The sequence below is a fragment of the Pseudoxanthomonas sp. SGNA-20 genome, from assembly GCF_003931635.1.
GTDB lineage: Bacteria > Pseudomonadota > Gammaproteobacteria > Xanthomonadales > Xanthomonadaceae > Pseudoxanthomonas.
Map to the genome: position 1 here is coordinate 245,257 of NZ_RRYK01000002.1, position 17,239 is coordinate 262,495.

17 protein-coding genes are annotated in these 17,239 nt (G+C 72.0%); 5 read left to right on the forward strand and 12 right to left on the reverse strand.

Annotated elements, in window-relative coordinates; translation table 11 throughout:
- Window positions 1-45 precede the first annotated feature (45 nt).
- From EIM48_RS06420 to mtnC, 4 genes are all read left to right on the forward strand, one after another.
- Window positions 46-1,347, forward strand: a complete 1,302-nt coding sequence (locus EIM48_RS06420) for an amino acid permease (protein WP_125076258.1) — start codon at window positions 46-48, stop codon at window positions 1,345-1,347.
- Between the two features lie 9 nt (window positions 1,348-1,356).
- Window positions 1,357-1,998: a methylthioribulose 1-phosphate dehydratase gene (locus EIM48_RS06425; protein WP_125111322.1), complete on the forward strand. Its 642-nt coding sequence runs from the start codon at window positions 1,357-1,359 to the stop codon at window positions 1,996-1,998.
- Between the two features lie 115 nt (window positions 1,999-2,113).
- Window positions 2,114-2,668 carry an acireductone dioxygenase gene (locus EIM48_RS06430; protein WP_019399719.1) on the forward strand — a complete coding sequence of 185 codons (555 nt, stop codon included), beginning with the start codon at window positions 2,114-2,116 and terminating at the stop codon, window positions 2,666-2,668.
- A gap of 65 nt (window positions 2,669-2,733) precedes the next feature.
- Window positions 2,734-3,432, forward strand: a complete 699-nt coding sequence (gene mtnC / locus EIM48_RS06435) for an acireductone synthase (RefSeq protein WP_019399718.1) — start codon at window positions 2,734-2,736, stop codon at window positions 3,430-3,432.
- A gap of 134 nt (window positions 3,433-3,566) precedes the next feature.
- Here the strand turns inward: mtnC and EIM48_RS06440 are convergent, their stop codons facing one another.
- The 12 genes from EIM48_RS06440 to hisS form a co-directional block, all read right to left on the reverse strand.
- Window positions 3,567-5,132, reverse strand: a complete 1,566-nt coding sequence (locus EIM48_RS06440) for a calcineurin-like phosphoesterase family protein (RefSeq protein WP_019399717.1) — start codon at window positions 5,130-5,132, stop codon at window positions 3,567-3,569.
- A 49-nt stretch (window positions 5,133-5,181) separates the two neighbouring features.
- Entirely contained in the window at window positions 5,182-5,874 is a 693-nt protein-coding gene (gene hisIE / locus EIM48_RS06445) for a bifunctional phosphoribosyl-AMP cyclohydrolase/phosphoribosyl-ATP diphosphatase HisIE (RefSeq protein WP_051403638.1), read from the reverse strand.
- Window positions 5,867-6,640, reverse strand: a complete 774-nt coding sequence (gene hisF, locus EIM48_RS06450; protein ID WP_019399715.1) for an imidazole glycerol phosphate synthase subunit HisF — start codon at window positions 6,638-6,640, stop codon at window positions 5,867-5,869. Before hisF ends, hisIE begins: the two co-directional genes overlap by 8 nt.
- Window positions 6,634-7,386: a 1-(5-phosphoribosyl)-5-[(5-phosphoribosylamino)methylideneamino]imidazole-4-carboxamide isomerase gene (hisA, locus tag EIM48_RS06455; protein WP_028914698.1), complete on the reverse strand. Its 753-nt coding sequence runs from the start codon at window positions 7,384-7,386 to the stop codon at window positions 6,634-6,636. The genes hisF and hisA overlap by 7 nt, the downstream gene beginning before the upstream one ends.
- Window positions 7,386-7,997, reverse strand: a complete 612-nt coding sequence (hisH, locus tag EIM48_RS06460) for an imidazole glycerol phosphate synthase subunit HisH (RefSeq protein ID WP_028914699.1) — start codon at window positions 7,995-7,997, stop codon at window positions 7,386-7,388. The genes hisA and hisH overlap by 1 nt, the downstream gene beginning before the upstream one ends.
- Window positions 7,994-9,067, reverse strand: coding sequence for a bifunctional histidinol-phosphatase/imidazoleglycerol-phosphate dehydratase HisB (gene hisB / locus EIM48_RS06465; protein WP_019399712.1), 1,074 nt, complete (start codon window positions 9,065-9,067; stop codon window positions 7,994-7,996). The genes hisH and hisB overlap by 4 nt, the downstream gene beginning before the upstream one ends.
- Window positions 9,064-10,149, reverse strand: a complete 1,086-nt coding sequence (gene hisC / locus EIM48_RS06470) for a histidinol-phosphate transaminase (protein WP_028914700.1) — start codon at window positions 10,147-10,149, stop codon at window positions 9,064-9,066. The genes hisB and hisC overlap by 4 nt, the downstream gene beginning before the upstream one ends.
- A complete protein-coding gene (gene hisD / locus EIM48_RS06475) occupies window positions 10,146-11,480 on the reverse strand; it encodes a histidinol dehydrogenase (RefSeq protein ID WP_037034446.1) in 1,335 nt (444 codons plus the stop codon). The genes hisC and hisD overlap by 4 nt, the downstream gene beginning before the upstream one ends.
- Window positions 11,477-12,394 (reverse strand): ATP phosphoribosyltransferase, encoded by a 918-nt coding sequence (hisG, locus tag EIM48_RS06480; protein WP_125111323.1) that lies wholly within the window; start codon window positions 12,392-12,394, stop codon window positions 11,477-11,479. Before hisG ends, hisD begins: the two co-directional genes overlap by 4 nt.
- Window positions 12,391-12,663, reverse strand: a complete 273-nt coding sequence (locus EIM48_RS06485; RefSeq protein ID WP_019399708.1) for a YerC/YecD family TrpR-related protein — start codon at window positions 12,661-12,663, stop codon at window positions 12,391-12,393. Before EIM48_RS06485 ends, hisG begins: the two co-directional genes overlap by 4 nt.
- Before the next feature lie 294 nt (window positions 12,664-12,957).
- Entirely contained in the window at window positions 12,958-14,847 is a 1,890-nt protein-coding gene (locus EIM48_RS06490; protein WP_125111324.1) for an aromatic amino acid lyase, read from the reverse strand.
- A 92-nt stretch (window positions 14,848-14,939) separates the two neighbouring features.
- Complete coding sequence (hisS, locus tag EIM48_RS06495) at window positions 14,940-16,352, reverse strand: histidine--tRNA ligase (protein WP_125111325.1); 1,413 nt, start codon at window positions 16,350-16,352, stop codon at window positions 14,940-14,942.
- Window positions 16,353-16,563: 211 nt separating this feature from the next.
- Here hisS and EIM48_RS06500 point away from each other — a divergent pair, with 211 nt between their 5' ends.
- Window positions 16,564-17,223: a helix-turn-helix domain-containing protein gene (locus EIM48_RS06500; protein ID WP_019399705.1), complete on the forward strand. Its 660-nt coding sequence runs from the start codon at window positions 16,564-16,566 to the stop codon at window positions 17,221-17,223.
- Window positions 17,224-17,239: the final 16 nt, after the last annotated feature.

Consider the following 17,239-nt stretch of genomic DNA (forward strand, 5'->3'; position numbering starts at 1 on the left):
CGGCCATGTGCCGGCCGCTCCAGTTTCCTTTTCCAGGATCGGCGCATGAGCGCAAGCGTTCCCCGCAAGATCGGGCCGGTGCTGGCGACCTTCGTGGTTGCCAACAACATGATCGGCTCGGGTTTCTTCCTGTTGCCCGCCACCCTGGCCAAGTCCGGCGGCGTGACCGCGTTGAGCTGGCTGCTGGGCACGGTGCTGGCGATGATGCTCGGCGGCGCCTTCGCCCGGCTGGCGCGCCACCATCCGGACCTGGAGTCGCAGGACGACTACGTGCGCCCCTCGCTGGGCCGCGACGCCTCGTTCCTCGCGACCACCATGTACTGGGTGTCCTCCTGGATCGGCAACAACGCCATCGCCGTGGCCGCGTTCGGCTACCTGGTGATCCTGTTGCCGATCGAGGACAGCACCGGGGTGCGCCTGGCCGGGCAGGTCGCGCTGATCTGGCTGATGTTCGCCCTGAACCTGATGGGCCCGCGCCCGATCGCCCGCTTCCAGTCGATGTGCGTGGTGCTGGGCCTGCTGCCGGTGGCGGCGATCCTCACCGCCGGCTGGGCGTACTTCGACCCGGAGGTGTACCGCACCGCCTGGAACGTGTCGGGCACCTCGGACACCGCGGTGGTGCTGCAGTCGCTGGCCCCGATCTTCTGGGCTTTCGTCGGCCTGGAGACCGGCGCGATGGTCGCCGGCGTGGTCGACGACCCGGACCGCAACGTGCCGCGCGCGACGCTCGGCGGCATCGCCATCGCCGGCGTGGTGTACCTGACCTCCTCGGTGCTGATGATGGGCATCGTGCCGGCCTCGCAGCTGGCCCAGTCCAGCGCCCCGTTCGCTATGGTCGCCGGCGAGATGTTCGGCCCGTGGGCGGTACCGGTGATCGCCGCGGCGGCCGCGCTGAAGGCCACCGGCACCCTCGGCGGCTGGATGCTGGTGAGCGGCGAGTCCGGTGCGCGCGCGGCCCAGCGCGGCTTCCTGCCGGCCGTGTTCGGTCGCCTGCAGCCCAATGGCTCGGCCCGCACCGGCCTGTTCATCATCGCCCTGTCGATGACCCTGCTGGCCGTGCTGACCCTGTCGCCGACCGTGTCCGGGCAGTTCGAGGTCCTGATCGAGATGGTCGTGGTGCTGGTGGTGATGGCCTACGCCGCCGCCGGCCTGAGCCTGCTGCTGGGCACGCCGGAACGCGCGCCGACCCCGCGCGAGCGGCTGCTGGGCATGGGTGCGCTGGTCGCCTGCGGCCTGCTGGTGTACTCCACGCCGGTCCGGACCCTGGTCGGCGGGCTGGTGATCGCCGGCCTGGCCTGGGCCGCCTACCGCGGCTTCGGGCACCGGAGCCAGGTGCCTGCACGGTAGACTTCGCGCATGGATAACACCGAGCTCCCCTACGACCCGGCGCTGCTGCGCGAACGGGCCCAGTCCCTGATCTCCAACGTGCGCGAGCTGGCCCAGCTGGGCTGGACCCCGGCCACCAGCAGCAACTTCTCCGAGCGCCTGGACCAGGCGCATGCGGCCATCACCGTGTCCGGCCGCGACAAGGGCCGCCTGGCCGAGGACGACATCATGGTCGTGGACCTGGAGGGCCGCGCGGTCGGGCGCCAGCTGCGGCCCTCGGCCGAGACCCTGCTGCACACCCGGCTGTACCGGCGCTTCCCGGAAGTCGGCTGCGTGCTGCACACCCACTCCCTGACCCAGACCGTGGCCTCGCGCCTTTACGCGCGCCAGGGGCGGATCCGCCTGGAGGGCTACGAGCTGCTCAAGGCGTTCGAGGGCAACAGCACCCACGAGACCGCGATCGAGGTCCCGGTGTTCGCCAATACCCAGGACATGACCGTCCTGGCGGCGCAGGTGGACGAGGTCCTGGACCGGCAGCCGCTGTGGGGCTACCTGATCGACGGCCATGGCCTGTACGCCTGGGGCCGGACCATGGCCGACGCCCGCCGCCACCTGGAAGCGTTCGAGTTCCTGCTCGGCTGCGAACTGGAGCTGCGCCGGCTCGGCGCCTGAGCCTCATTCCGTCCCCGTCGCGCCTGGAAACCGGGTGTCATGAGCGCCGCGGCGCACAGCTGGTAATCTTTCCGGTCCACGCGGTTTCCCGCGGCTTGAGCAAAAGGTGACCCCCATGAGCCGACTGCGCATCTTCGAAGAGAACCGCCCCGAACAGCCGCTGTTCGAGAGCACCGACGGCAATGCCATCGCCGCCGAGCTGGCGCGCATCGGCGTGACCTTCGAGCGCTGGCACGCGACCAAGCCGATCGAACCCGGCGCCAGCCCCGAGGAGGTGATGGAGGCCTACCGCGCCGACATCGACCGCCTGGTGGCCGAGCGCGGCTTCAGGACCGTGGACGTGGTCAGCATCGCCCCGGACAACCCCAACCGCGAGGAGATGCGCAGGAAGTTCCTCGACGAGCACTTCCACAAGGAGGACGAGGTGCGCTTCTTCGTCGCCGGCTCGGGCCTGTTCACCCTGCACGTGGACGACAAGGTCTACGAGGTGGAGTGCGTGAAGGACGACCTGATCGCCGTGCCGGACGGCACCCGCCACTGGTTCGACATGGGCCCGCAGCCGAACTTCGTCGCCATCCGCTTCTTCACCGAGCCGGACGGCTGGGTCGGCCACTTCACCGGCACCGACATCGCCCAGCGGTTCCCGCGCTACGAACCGCAGGTGCACTGAAAGCCCGCCGGCACGTCCCGCCGCCCCTCGCCCGCGCGAGGGGCGCTCCGTTTCAAGGATCCCGAATGACCCGCGCCATCGTCACCGACATCGAAGGCACCACCAGCAGCATCTCGTTCGTGCGCGACGTGCTGTTCCCGTACGCCCGCCGCGCCCTGCCCGGCTTCGTCGCCACGCATGGCCACGAGCCGGAGGTGCGGCGCTGGCTGGACGCGGTGGCGGTGGAAGCCGGAGGCCTGTGCCAGGACGCGATGATCGTGGAAACGCTGCAGGGCTGGATCGACCAGGACCGCAAGCACACCGCGCTCAAGGCGCTGCAGGGCATGGTCTGGGAGGCCGGCTACCGCAACGCCGACTTCACCGCGCCGATCTATCCCGACGCGGCCCAGGCGCTGCAGCGCTGGCACGACCTGGAGCTGCCGCTGTACGTGTACTCGTCCGGCTCGGTGCCGGCGCAGAAGCTGTTCTTCGGCCACAGCGACGCCGGCGACCTCACCGGCCTGTTCTCCGGCTGGTTCGACACCGAGATCGGCGGCAAGCGCGAGGCCACCAGCTACGCCAGGATCGCCGAGGCGATCGGCCTGGCGCCGCGCGAGATCCTGTTCCTGTCCGACGTGGTCGAGGAGCTGGACGCGGCCCGTGCCGCCGGCCTGCACACGGTGCTGGTGGATCGCCCGGAGGATTACCCGGAGCCGCGGCTGGAGGATGCCGCGCACGGGCACACCCGGGTCACCGGCTTCCAGGAAATCGCGCTACCGCGCTGAAGCCGGGCAGGCCCGGGCCAAGGCGGTTTTGCCGTTGCTTTCCCCTGCCGTTGGCGCGAATCGGGCACCGCGGGGCCAGTCTTCCCTTGCACGAAGCAGGCAAGGGGCAAAGGCAGCAGCGCCGTAGTCCCGGCTCAGGGCCGTGCTTCCTCCAGCCGGTAGCGCGTGGAAGCCAGCACCTCGCCCTGCCAGCGGTCGAACGCCCGCACCTCCACGGTGTGCTCGCCCGGCGCCAGGCCCGTGTCCAGCGCGCCGCGCCACAGGTGGGTGGACGCGGTCGCCTCGGGCGAGCGGTCGTAGCCGCGCAGCGACCCGGCCAGGTCGTCGGCCGCGTTCTCCACCAGCAGCCGCGGATCGGCGCGCTCGACGCGCCGCATCGGCTTCCACGGACCGCCGTCGATGCGGTATTCCACCCGGGTTTCCGCGTCGCCCATGAACACGTTGGCGAACACGCCCCAGGCCGGGTAGGCGCCCCGGCGCAGCACCTTCGGCGCGTGCAGCGCCATGGCCCGCGTGAATGCCGGATCGGCGCCATTGGCGCGCGCCGGGCGGTAGTCCAGCGCGTAGTTGCCATCGGGCTCCACGGTCAGCAGCGCGTGGCCGATCGGGGTGCCGTCGCTCATGGTCGCATCCGGGATGCCGCGCGCATCCGGCACCCCTGACCAGAAGGCGCCGCAGACCGCGCCGACGTTGTACTCGTGCAGCGGCGCCGGACCATGCCAGCCATCGGCCGGGCCATGCCAGTAGTGCTGCTGGTTATGGCTGTGCCCGCTTAGCACCAGCACCCGCGGGTGCCGGCGCAGCAGCGCGAACAGGCGCTCGCGGTCGGCGGCGCGGAAGGCGCCGCGGCCGCGGTCGAACAGCGGGATGTGCATGCCCAGCACCAGCAGGCGCTCGCGCGGCAGCTGCGCCAGGTAGGCCTCGATGAAGCGGAACTGGTCCTCGCGCAGGCCGCCGGCGTAGCCGGCGCCCTGGCCGGGCGTGGCCACCACGTCGTCCAGCAGCACGAACGCGGCCGCGCCCTCCTCCACCGCATAGGTGTCCGGTCCGTAGATGCGTTCCCAGGCACCGAGCGAGGCCTCGTCCGAGGCCGGGGCGTGGTCGAGGTCGTGGTTGCCGGGGACATGGAACCACGGCACGCCGAGCTGCGTGGTCACCGCGTTGAGCGCCGGGTAGAGGTCGGTGCGGTCGTCGACCAGGTCACCCAGGGTCACGCCCAGCGCCGCGTCCGGCCGGCCCAGCGGTTGGACCACGGCACGCCGGTAGTAGTCGATGTCGCGCTCGTTCTTGACCTGGGTGTCGGTGAACACCAGGGCCTGGAACGCCCCCTCGCGCGGTGCCGCCGGCGCCAGCGCGAAGTCGGCGCGGAAGCGCGCGCCCCGGGCCGGCACCCGCGCCCAGAACGCCGGCAGGCCGTCGTCGCCGGCCAGGAAGCGGTGCCCGGCAGGCTTGACCACGAACACCGCCCTGCCCGGCCGCGCCTGCAGGCGGTAGCGGCCCTGCGCGTCGGTGCGCACGAGCTGCTCGCCGTCGGATACCAGCACGCCTGCCAGGCCGGGCTCGCCGCCGCCGCGGCCGGGACGCCCGTCCTGCTCCTGGTAGACCACGCCGGTTACCTCGACCGCGGCCCGCGCCTGGACCGCCGTGCAGCCCAGCGCGGATACGCAGGCCAGCAGCCATGCGGCGCAATGCTTGGACATCGCCCTGCCTCTTCCGGGGAAAACCGGGGATTCTAGGGCAAGGCCCGGCTCAGCCGCCGGCGCGCTGGGCGTGGCGCTCCTCCAGCACCGCCACCGCGTCGGCCAGCGAGAGGCGCCGGGCATGCAGCAGCACGGTGGTGTGGTAGACCAGGTCGGCCACCTCGCCGAGCAGCTGCTCGTCGTTCTGGGCGACACCCGCCAGTGCCGTCTCCACGCCTTCCTCGCCCACCTTCTGCGCGATCCGGCGCACGCCGGCCTCGAACAGCTTCGTGGTGTAGCTGCCTTGCGGCCGCTCGCGTTCGCGCCGGGCCACCAGCTCGTCGAGCTGGGCCAGGAAGCCGATGTCCGGTTCCAGCGTGCGCGGCGGCGGCACCGCGGCGGCATGCGGGGCCGCCTCGAAGCAGCTGGGACGCTGCAGGTGGCAGGTCGGCCCGTGCGGCCGCGCCAGCACCAGCAGCGCGTCGGCGTCGCAATCGGCCTGGATGTCGACCAGCTCCAGCACGTGGCCGGAGGTCTCGCCCTTGGTCCACAGGCGCTGCTTGCTGCGGCTGTAGAACGTGACCAGGCGGCGCGACAGGGTGGCCTGCAGCGCGTCGCGGTCCATGTAGCCGAGCATCAGCACACGCAGGTTGTCGGCGTCCTGGACGACGACCGGCAGCAGGCCGCCGGACTTGTCCCAGTCCAGGGCCTCGGGGAACACGCCGATGCGGCCTACCGCCGCGGCGCCGGGATCTTCAGACATCACGCACCTCGACCTGCCTTTGCCGCAGGTATTTCTTCAGTTCGGGAATGGCGATCGCGCCGCTGTGGAACACGCTGGCCGCCAGCGCGCCGTCCACGTCGGCACGCTCGAAGGCCTCGGCGAAGTGCTCCGGCGCACCGGCGCCGCCGGAGGCCACCAGCGGCACCCGGCACAGCGCGCGCGCCTGGCGCAGCTGGACGATGTCGTAGCCGCGGCGCACGCCGTCGCTGTCCATGCAGTTGAGCACGATCTCGCCGGCACCCAGGCGCTGGGCCTCGACGATCCAGTCCAGCGTGCGCACGCCCAGCGCCCGGGTCTTGCCGGGGTCGCCGGTGTTGGTGCGCACCCGCCACTGGCCGTCGGCCTCGCGGATGGAGTCGATGCCGACCACCACGCACTGCACGCCGAAGGCGTCGGCCAGCTCGGAGACCAGCTGCGGGCGCTCCAGCGCCGGCGAATTGACCGAGATCTTGTCGGCGCCGGCATGCAGCACCCGGCGCGCGGTCTCCACGTCGCGGATGCCGCCGGCCACGCAGAACGGGATGTCGATCAGCCGCGCCACCCGCTCGACCCAGGCGTAGTCGACCGAACGCCCTTCGGGGCTGGCGCTGATGTCGTAGAACACCAGTTCGTCGGCGCCCTGGTCGCGGTAGCGCAGGGCCAGCTCGACGATGTCGCCCATGTCGACGTGGTCGCGGAAGCGCACGCCCTTGACCACGCGGCCCTCGCGCACGTCCAGGCAGGGAATGATGCGGCGGCTCAGCATGGCACGGCCTCCTCCACCGCCAGCGCATCGGCCAGCTGCAGGCGGCCTTCCAGCAGCGCCCGGCCCAGCACCGCGCCGGCGCAACCTGCCTGGCGCGCGCCGGCCACGTCGGCCGCGTCGCGCACGCCGCCGGAAGCCTGCACCGCCACGCCCGGGGCCAGCCGTGCCAGGTGCGCGTACAGCTCCAGGTTCGGGCCGGACAGCATGCCGTCGCGGGCGATGTCGGTGCACAGCAGGTGGCGCAGCCCGGCCTCGACGAAGCGCGGCAGCAGCTGGTCCAGGGTGACGCCGGCGTCCTCGGTCCAGCCGTGCACCGGCAGCTGCCAGGTGCCGGCTTCGTCTTGGCGGGTGTCCAGGGCCACGGTGATGCGCTCGCCGCCAAACTCGGCAAGCCAGCCGATCACCGTCTCCGGCTGGCGCACCGAAAGCGAGCCGACCACCACCCGCGCGGCGCCGGCATCGAGGATCCGGGCCACGTCGTCGCGGCCGCGCACGCCGCCGCCGGTCTGCACCTGCAGGCCGGTCTCGCGCGCGATCCGCCCCAGCAGCGGCGCCAGGGTGTAACCGCCGGCCTTGGCCGCGTCCAGATCGACCAGGTGCATCCAGCGCGCACCGGCCTGGGCGAAGGCCGCCGCGCGCGGCAGCGGATCGTCGCCGTACCGGGTCTCGCGCGCGTAGTCGCCCTGGGCCAGGCGCACGACGCGCCCGCCGCGGATGTCCAGCGCCGGATAGACGGTGAAGCCCATCAGAAGTCCATCTCCAGGAAATTGCGGAGGATGCGCGCGCCGGTGCCGGCCGAGCGCTCAGGGTGGAACTGGGCGCCGCAGCGCAGGCCGTCGTGCACGACCGCGGTGAACAGGCTGCCGTGGTCGGTGGCGGCCACCGTGGCGGCGGTGATCGGCGCGGCGTAGCTGTGCACGAAGTAGGCCTTCGCCCCCTCCGCCACCCCGTCCAGCAGCGGCGATTCGCGCAGCTTGCGCAGCCCGTTCCAGCCCATGTGCGGCACCCGGATGCAGGAGACCTGCGGCAGGTGGTGGACCACGCCAGGCAGCAGGCCCAGGCATTCCACGTCGCCCTCGTCCGAGCGTTCGTACAGCAGCTGCATGCCCAGGCAGATGCCCATCAGCGGTACCTGCAGCCGCCGCAGCGGCTCGACCAGGCCCTGCGCATGCAGGCGGCGCATGCCTTCAGGGGCGGCGCCGACGCCCGGCAGGATCACCCGGTCGGCGCGTTCCAGGCCGGCGGCGCCGTCGACCACCTGCGGCTGCATGCCCAGGCGTTCCAGCGCGTAGCAGACCGAGCCGAGGTTGGCGCCGCCGGCATCGATGACGACGACGCGTTTGCCGGCCGCGCTCACAGCACCCCCTTGGTCGACGGCAGGGCGTCGCCCTCGCGGCGGATGGCCTGGCGCAGCGCGCGCGCCAGCGCCTTGAAGCTCGCCTCGATCTTGTGGTGGTCGTTGTCGCCGCTCACGCTGATGTGCAGGTTCAGGCCCGCCGCGTCGCACAGCGAGCGGAAGAAGTGCGGCACCAGCTCGGTCGGCATGTCGCCCACCCGCTCGCGGGCGAAGCTGCCCTGGTAGACCAGGTACGGGCGCCCGCTGAAGTCCAGCGCCGCGCTGGCGTGGGTTTCGTCCATCGGCAGGGTGAAGCCATAGCGGCCGATGCCGCGCTTGTCGCCCAGCGCCTCGCGCAGCGCCTGGCCCAGGGCCAGCGCGGTGTCCTCGATGGTGTGGTGCTCGTCGATGTGCAGGTCGCCCTCGGCCTCGATCTCCAGGGCGAAGCCGCCGTGCTTGCCGATCTGTTCCAGCATGTGGTCGTAGAACGGCAGGCCGGTGTGGATCTTCGGATCGGCCGCGCGGTCCAGGTCGACCGCGACGCGGATCTTCGTTTCCCTGGTGTCGCGCTGGACCACGGCGCGCCGCGGCGCGTCGGCCAGCTCGTGGGCGATGCCGGCCCAGTCCCACTCGCCGCCGAACTGCGGGGTCTTCAACTGGAACGCACGGATGCCGAGGTTGGCGGCGAACTCGTTGTCGGTCGGGCGGTCGCCGACCATCGCCGAGCGCTTCCAGTCGATCGAGCGGTCCTGGATGTAGGGCAGCACCAGGCCGATGCCCGGCTTGCGCGTGGGCTTGTTCTCGTGCGGCCAGCTGGTGTCGATAAGCACGTCGCGGAAGCGGATGCCCTGGCTCTCGAACACCTGCATCATCAGGTTGTGCGGGCCCTCGAAGCTCTCCCGCGGATACTTGTCCGTGCCCAGGCCATCCTGGTTGGAGACCATCACGAACTGGTAGCCGGCGTCGCGCAGCTTCAGCAGGGCCGGGATCACGCCTTCGACGAAGCGCAGCTTCTCGTAGGCGTCGATCTGGAAATCTTCCGGCTCCTCGATCAGGGTGCCGTCGCGGTCGATGAAAAGGATCGGGGTCATGCAGCGGCTTCCAGTGCGGCCAGGATGGCCAGCACGCGTTGGTTCTGTTCGGGGGTGCCGACGGTGATGCGCAGGGCGTCGCCCAGCTGCGGCGCGGCACGCTGGTCGCGCACCACCACGCCGGCGGCCAGCAGGCCGTCGAACGCGGCCTGGGCGTCGTCGAAGCGCACCAGCAGGTAGTTGCCGGAGGACGGATAGACCCGGCGCACGCCCGGCGCGGAGGCCAGCGCCGCGGCCAGCCGCGTACGCTCGCTGCGCACCACCGCCACGCGCTCGGCGGTACGCGCCAGCGCCTCCGGCGACAGGCCGGCGACGGCCAGCTCGGCGCACGGCGTCGGGATCGGATATGGCGCCTGGCAGGCACGCAGCACGCGGATGAGCGAGGGATCGGCGATCAGCGTGCCGATCCGCGCGGCCGCCAGCGCATGCGCCTTGGACAGCGTGCGCAGCACGGCGATGTTGCGGTGGCCGCCCATCAGCGTGGTCGCCGAAGGCTGGTCGGAGAACTCGCCGTAGGCCTCGTCCACCACCACCAGTGCGCGCCCGGCCAGGCGCCCGGCCAGCGCGGCGATGCCTTCAAGCGGCACGTCGCCGCCGGTGGGATTGGACGGGCTGCACAGGAAGACCAGCTTGGCATTGCCCTGCTCCGCCGCCGCGGCCACTGCCTCGAGGTCGACGATGAAGCCATCGGGGCCATCGACCAGCGGCACCTCGCGCAGAGGTGCGTTCTGAAGCCGGGCGCTGACCGCGTACATGCCGAACACCGGCGGCGTGGCCACCACCGCGTCGCGCTGCGGCACGCACAGCGCGCGCACCAGCAGGTCGATGGCCTCGTCGCTGCCGCGGCCCACCAGAACCTGCGACGCCTCGCAGCCGTAAAGTCGCGCCAGCGCCTGCACCAGCGCGGCCGGCTGCGGGTCGGGATAGCGGCGGCAGCTGCTGCGCGGATCGGCCGGGTTGGCCCAGGGGCTTTCGTTGGCGTTGAGCCAGATCTCGCCATCCAGCGCGTGGCTGCGCGCGGAACTGTAGCCGCCGAAGCCGCGCAGGTCTTCGCGGACCAGGGAAAGCAGGTCGTCGCTCATGCCGCCGCCCCCTCCAGGCGCAGGGCCACGGCATTGGCGTGGGCATCGAGCCGCTCGGCGCGGGCCATGGTCACCGCGCAGTCGCCGATGGCGAGGATGCCCTCGCGGCTGGCCGCCTGCACGCTGACGAAGTTCTGGAAGCTGGCCACGCTCACCCCGCTCCAGGCACGCGCGGCGCCATTGGTCGGCAGGACATGGTTGGTGCCGCTGCAGTAGTCGCCCAGTGCCTCCGGCGTCCAGTCGCCGAGGAACACCGAACCGGCGGCCTCGACCCGGTCCAGCCACTCGCGGGGCTGGCGCAGAGCAAGGATCAGGTGCTCGGGCGCGTAGGTGTTGCTGATGGCGAAGGCCTGGTCAAGCGAATCGACCAGGACCAGGCGCGAGGAGGCCAGCGCCTTGCGCGCGATCTCCGCCCGCGGCAGCGCCTCCAGCTGGCTCGCAAGCTCGGCCTCGACGCGGTCGATCAGGCCGGCGCTGTCGGACAGCAGCAGCACCTGCGAGTCCGGCCCGTGCTCGGCCTGCGACAGCAGGTCCGAGGCCACATAGGCCGGGTTGGCGCCGTCGTCGGCGATCACCAGCACCTCGGAGGGACCGGCCGGCATGTCGATCGCCGCCGCGCCGCACTGGGCGACCTGGCGCTTGGCCTCGTCCACGTAGCTGTTGCCGGGGCCGAAGATCTTGTCGACCTTGGGTACGCTGGCGGTGCCGAAGGCCAGCGCGGCAATCGCCTGGGCGCCGCCGAGCTTGAACACGCGGTCCACGCCGGCCAGGCGCGCGGCCACCAGCACCGCCGGGTCGGCCGTGCCATCGGCGCGCGGCGGCGTGCACAGCACCACCTGGCGGCAACGCGCCAGCGCGGCCGGCACGCAAAGCATCAGCGCGGTCGAAGGCAGCGGCGCGCTGCCGGCGGGAACGTACAGGCCGACGCGCGGCACCGGGCGGATGATGCGTTCGCAGACCACGCCCGGCGCGGTCTCGACGCTGTAGCCCTTGCCCATGCCGGCACGGTGGAAGGCCTCGATGCGCGAGGCGGCATCGGCCATGGCCCGGCGCAGTTCCGGCGACACGGCGGCTTCGGCCGCGGCGAATTCCTCGGCGCTGACCTCGAAACGCTCCAGTTCGACCTTGTCGAAGCGCGCGGTCAGTTCGCGCAGTGCCTCGTCGCCGCGGCTGCGCACTGACTCGAGCACGGCGGCCACGGCCTGGCGGGTGGCGTCGGCCACGACCTGCACCGGACGGGTCAGCGCGCGGGCGCGCCCGGCCTCGTCCAGCGCGGACCACTGCAGCCGGTTCCAGGCCGGCTGCGCGGGGGTGTTCTGCACGGCGCTCATGCCAGCGACCTCTCCACGCCCAGGACCATCAGCTGGCGCGCACCGGCGCGCTCGAGCTCCTCCAGCTGCTGCCAGCTGATCGTACCTTCGCACATGGTCTGCAGGGTCAGGGCGCCATTGGCCGAGGGCAGCTGCACCAGCGGGCCGGCGTCGGCCAGCAGCCGTTCCAGCGCCGGCAGCGCCTCGCGGTCGGCGTTGAACATCAGCAGCTTGCGCTCGCGCACCTGGAGCACGCCGTCCATGCGCCGCAGCAACATCTGCGCCAGCGCGGCGCGGGCGTCGTCGAAGCCACCGACCGGGCCGGCCAGCACCGCCTCGCTTTCCAGCAGGGTTTCCACCGGCTTGAGCTGGTTGGCCTTGAGGGTGGCGCCGCTGGAGACCAGGTCGCAGATCAGCTCGGCCGTGCCCAGGCGCGGGGCGATCTCGACCGAGCCGGACAGCTCCACCACCTGGGCGTCGATCTGCTGTTCCTGCAGCCAGCGCGAGAGGATGGACGGATAGCTGGTGGCGATGCGCAGGCCGCGGCCGCGCAGCTGCGCGGGGCCGGTCCAGTCCCAGTCCTCCGGCACCGCCAGCATCAGCCGGCACTGGCCAAAGCCCAGGCCGCGCAGTTCGCGGTAGGCCTGCGGCAGGCCAACCTGCGCGCGCGCGCCGGCCTGCTCGTCCAGCTCGTTGCGGCCGACCACGCCCAGGTCGCAGACGCCGTCGGCGATCAGGCCGGGGATGTCGTCGTCGCGGACCAGCAGCAGGTCGACCGGGAGGGATTCGCCGTAGCAGAACAGCTTGTCGCGGCTCTCGCGCCAGCTCAGGCCGCAGGCAGCCAGCAGCTTGCGGGCCGGCTCGGCCAGGCGGCCGCTCTTCTGGATGGCGATGCGGAGGCGGTCGCGGGTGGCCGCACCCAGGGGGGGACTCATGGGGATGCTCTCTCGCTGGTGGAAGCGCGCAGGGCGACGGCCCGCGCATAACCGCCGGCACCGCGCTCCAGCGTGCGTGCGACCCGGCCGATGGTGGTGACGCTGACCCCGGTCAGCTCGTAGATCTCGCGATAAGGCACGCCTTGCTGCAGCAGCGGCACCACGTGCCAGCGGTCGGTCATGGCCTCCAGCTCCGCCGGAGTGCACAGGTCCAGCAGGAAGGCACGGACGGCCTCCGGCTCGTCCAGCCGGGCAAGGATCGCCGACAACTGCGCCAGACGCTCCTCGAACCCTTCTTCCCCGCCCTTGACCCGCCGTTTCATTCCGAACCAATGTATTAACGCGTTAGCACATTAGAACACGCGGCCCGGACCCAGGTCAAACCGCCTGGCTGGCTGCAAGTCGACCGGGGATGCGGGGAGGCGCCGCGCGCGATACGGGACAGGCCTCGCCCCGCCGGGAAGGCCCGGAATGCAAGGATTCCGGCAAGTCGCCCCTACCCGCTCCCGGAAGAGCAGGAAGACCCGGGCGGCGGGGCGTGCAAGGGTCGCCGCCGGTGCGGCTCAGCCGGCCAGCGCCTCCAGCAGCGCGCCGGAAGCCACCAGCTGGACCATGGTGGCGACCTCGCCGTCCAGCGCGCGATCGCGGTCCAGGAACGGCACCGCCTCGCGGATGCGGGCATGGGCCCGGGCCACCGCCGTGCCGGGGTGGAAGGCGTCGGCCGCGGCCAGCTGCGCGCGCAGTTCCTCGACCTCGGCCAGGAAGCGCGCGCGCAGCGGCGCATCCGGCTCCGGGCCACCCTGCACCTTGGCCGCCAGTGCCTGGGCATCGGCGCGCCGGGCCAGCGCGCGGGCGGCGTTGATCATGTCCCGGCGCAGGTCCAGCGCCTGGGCCGCGGTGTACAGCTCCAGCGCCAGCACCTTGCCCAGGCCCTCAACCATGGCCAGCACGTGGCGCGCCTCGTTGGCACCCATCGACACATGGTCCTCGGCATTGGCGCTGGTCGGCACCGAGTACACCGAGGCCGGGTGGGCGCGGCTGGCCAGGTCGTTGACGATCGCCGCGGCGGTGTACTGCACGATCATGTGGCCGGATTCGGTGCCGTCCTCGTTGCCGATCAGGAACGCCGGCAGGCCGTCGTTGGTGGCCGGATCGACCAGCTTGTTCAGCCGGCGCTCGGAGATCGAAGCCAGGGCCGGGATCGCCGCCTTGAGGTAGCTGAGCGCCAGCGCCAGCGGCATGCCGTGGAAGTGGCCGGCGGAGATCACCTGCTCCTCCACGTGCGCCGCGTCGGCCTTGTCCGGGAACACCAGCGGGTTGTCGGTGACCGCGTTGAGCTCGATGTCGAGCACCCGCGCCGCCTGCGCGGCGGCATCGCGCACCGCGCCGTGCACCTGGGGGATGCAGCGCAGCGAATAGCTGTCCTGCGGCTGGTGCTTCTTGCCGCCGCGGAACGGCAGGAAGCGCTGGTAGAACTTCTCGCGCCCGTGGCGCTGGTCGGCCGGCACCCAGTCCCAGCCGATATCGAAACGCAGGCCGCGCGACTCCTCCGTGTCCCAGCTCGATGGCAGCCACGGCCGGAACTTCGGCACCAGGTGGTACGGGATGTCGGCCAGGGTCGAGCCGGAAAGCAGGCGCCGCAGGTTGGCCGCCACCTGCACCTGGCCCGGGTGCGGGCGCAGCGCGTGCACCTCCTCGGCGAACGCGCCCAGGCGCCCGGCGAAGGCGTCGATGGTCATGGCCGCGGCCAGGTCGGCCGTGTCCAGCATCAGCTCCAGCCGGTGCAGCGCCAGCACGCCCATGGCCAGCATCTGCGCGGTGCCGTTGTTCAGCGCCAGGCCTTCCTTGTACGACAGCGACACCGGCTCCAGCCCGGCGCGGCGCAGCGCCTCGGCGCCCGGCATGCGCCGCCCCTCGAAGAACGCCTCGCCACCGCCCAGCAGGACGATGGCCAGGTGCGACAGCGGCGCCAGGTCGCCGGAGGCGCCGACCGAACCCAGCTGCGGCACCACCGGCACGATGCCGGCGTTGAGCATGGCCGCCATCGCCTCCAGGGTCTGCACCCGGATGCCGGAATGGCCCTTGAGCAGGGTGTTGAGGCGGATGCACAGCATCGCCCGCACCACGTCGGCGGCCATCGGTTCGCCCACGCACACGGCGTGGGTCACGATCAGGTTGCGCTGCAGCTCCTCGTGCAGGGAGCGCCCCGAAGGCGCCGCGCCGGGCAGCTCGTCGCGCAGCGGATGCGCGCCCAGCAGCTTGTCGGCATTGCTGCCGAAGCCGGTGGACACGCCGTAGATCGGCTCCTCGCGGCGCACCTGCTCGGCGAGGAACCCGGCCGCGCGCGCCACCGCCTCCAGTGCGTCAGGATCCAGCGCGACCTTCGCGCCTTGGGCCACGGCGACCAGCTGGTCGCGGGTCAGGGATTGCCCGTCGAGACGGATCGTCGTCATGCGCCTGCCTGTTGCGTTATGCGGAACGGAAGGCGCCGGCGTGCCCGGCGCCGGGAGCACCGGCCCGCGCGAGCGCGGGTCGGGCGGATGGATCAGCGGCCCGCCAGGGCGCGGGCCTGTTCCAGTTCGACCTTCAGGGTTTCGGCCAGTTCGCCGCGCGGCACGTCGAACTGCTGCTCGCGCACCAGGTCCTTGACCGCGACCACGCCACGCTCCAGCTCGTCCGGGCCGGCCAGTACCACGAAGCGGATGCCGGCGCGCGAGGCGTACTGGAACTGCTTGCCGATCTTGCGCGGCTCCATCTGCACCTCGGTGTTGATCCCGCCCAGGCGCAGGTGGCGGGCGATGTCCAGGGCGTCGGCCAGCTGGTTCTCGTCCATCAGCGCGACCATGGCCTGCACGCTGCTCTCGGCGATGCCCTCGATCAGCCCGGCCTCGCGCAGCTGCCAGAACAGGCGGGTCAGGCCGATGGAGATGCCCACGCCCGGCAGCTTCGACTTGGTGTAGTGGCTGGCCAGGTCCTCGTAGCGGCCGCCGGAGCAGATCGAGCCGATGCCCGGGTGCTCGACCAGCTGGGTCTCGTAGACGGTACCGGTGTAGTAGTCCAGGCCCCGGGCGATGGAGAAATTCAGGCAGTACGCCGACTCCGGCACGCCCATCGCGCGCACCAGCTCCAGCACCTCGCGCAGTTCGGCGGCGCCGGCGCGCAGCACCTCGCTGGCGCCCTCGCCGGCCTCGGCCAGCACCGCTTCGATCTTCGCCAGTGCGTCGGCGTGCGAGTCCGAACGCACCTCGACGAACGCCAGGATCCGGTCCACGGCCGCGGCCGGCAGGCCGAAGCCCGGGCCGGTCAGGGTCTGGCGCACGTACTCGGGGCCGCGCTTGTCGAGCTTGTCGACCTCGCGCAGGACCAGCGCCTGCTGCTGCGGGTCGGCCACGCCCTGGGCCTCGAAGAAGCCGCGCATCAGCTTGCGGTTGTTGAGCTGCACGCGGAACGCGCCGATCCCCAGCTCGGAAAACACGGCGTGGATCACCGCCAGCACCTCGGCGTCGTAGCGGATGCTCAGCGTGTCCTTGCCGATGACGTCGATGTCGCACTGGTAGAACTCGCGGAAGCGCCCGCGCTGGGCGCGTTCGCCGCGGTACACGCGCTGCATCTGGTAGCGGCGGAACGGGAAGCTCAGCTCGTGCTCGTGCTCGGCCACGTAGCGCGCCAGCGGCACGGTCAGGTCGAAGCGCAGCGCCATCTCCGGCAGCCCGGCCGCCGCGCCCTCGGCCGCGGCGTTGGCCAGCGCGCCGGTGGACTGGACGAAATACACCTGCCGCTCGGTCTCGCCACCGGACTTGGTGAGCAGCACGTCGGACAGTTCGAACACCGGCGTCTCCACCGGCAGGAAGCCGAAGCGTTCATAGTTGCGGCGGATGACGTCGAGCATGCGCTGGAAGGCGATCTGCTCGCGCGGCAGCAGCTCCATGACGCCGGCCGGGGTACGGGGCCTGATCAAGCGGAAAAACTCCTGTGCCAGGGCACGGACGGGATTTGCGATTCTACCGTGTCGGCGGTGCCTGCTGGCGGCGCGTGGATCACCCCGGCGGGGTACAATGGCGCGCACCCTGTCCTGCGTGCCCGTAATGGCCTGGCCTCCGTTTGATAGTCCCTGCCTCACCCCGCCTCCCGACGAGGCAGGACCGCTGGGCCCCTGCGCGCACTGCCAGGTGCGCCACCTCGCCGTGTGCTCGGTCCTCACCCACGAGGAGATGCACGCGCTGGACGCAGAGGCCAGCAGCCAGCTGCTGGGCCCTGGCGCGGTGCTGGCCCGGCAGGGCGATCCGCGCCGGCACGTGTTCACCGTGGTCCGCGGCGCGCTGCGCATGGTGCGGCTGGCCGCCGACGGCCGCCGCCAGGTGGCCGGCTTCGCCCTGCCGGGCGATTTCGTCGGCCTCAGCGGTTCGCCGACCTACCGCCACGACGTGGAGGCGCTGGGCGAGACCGAGCTGTGCCGCTTCGGCATCGACGCGATGCGGCGCCTGGGCGAGCGCTATCCGCAGCTGCGCGAGAAGCTGTTCGAGCGCGCCTGCGTGGAGCTGGACTCGGCCCGCGACCAGATGATGGCCCTGGCGCGCATGAACCCGATCGAGCGCATGGCCGACTTCCTGCTCAAGCTGGCCGCGCGCGAGGCGCGCGCCGGCAACCCCGGCCCGATGGTGGCGCTGCCGATGCCGCGCGCCGACATCGCCGACCACCTGGGCCTGACCGTGGAAACGGTCAGCCGCTGCCTTACCACCCTGCGCGGCAAGGGCCTGATCGCGGTGCCGGAGACCTACCGCATCGAGATCCTGGATTTCGCCGGGCTCGAGTCCCTGCGCGCGGCCTGATCCGGCGCCGCGCAAC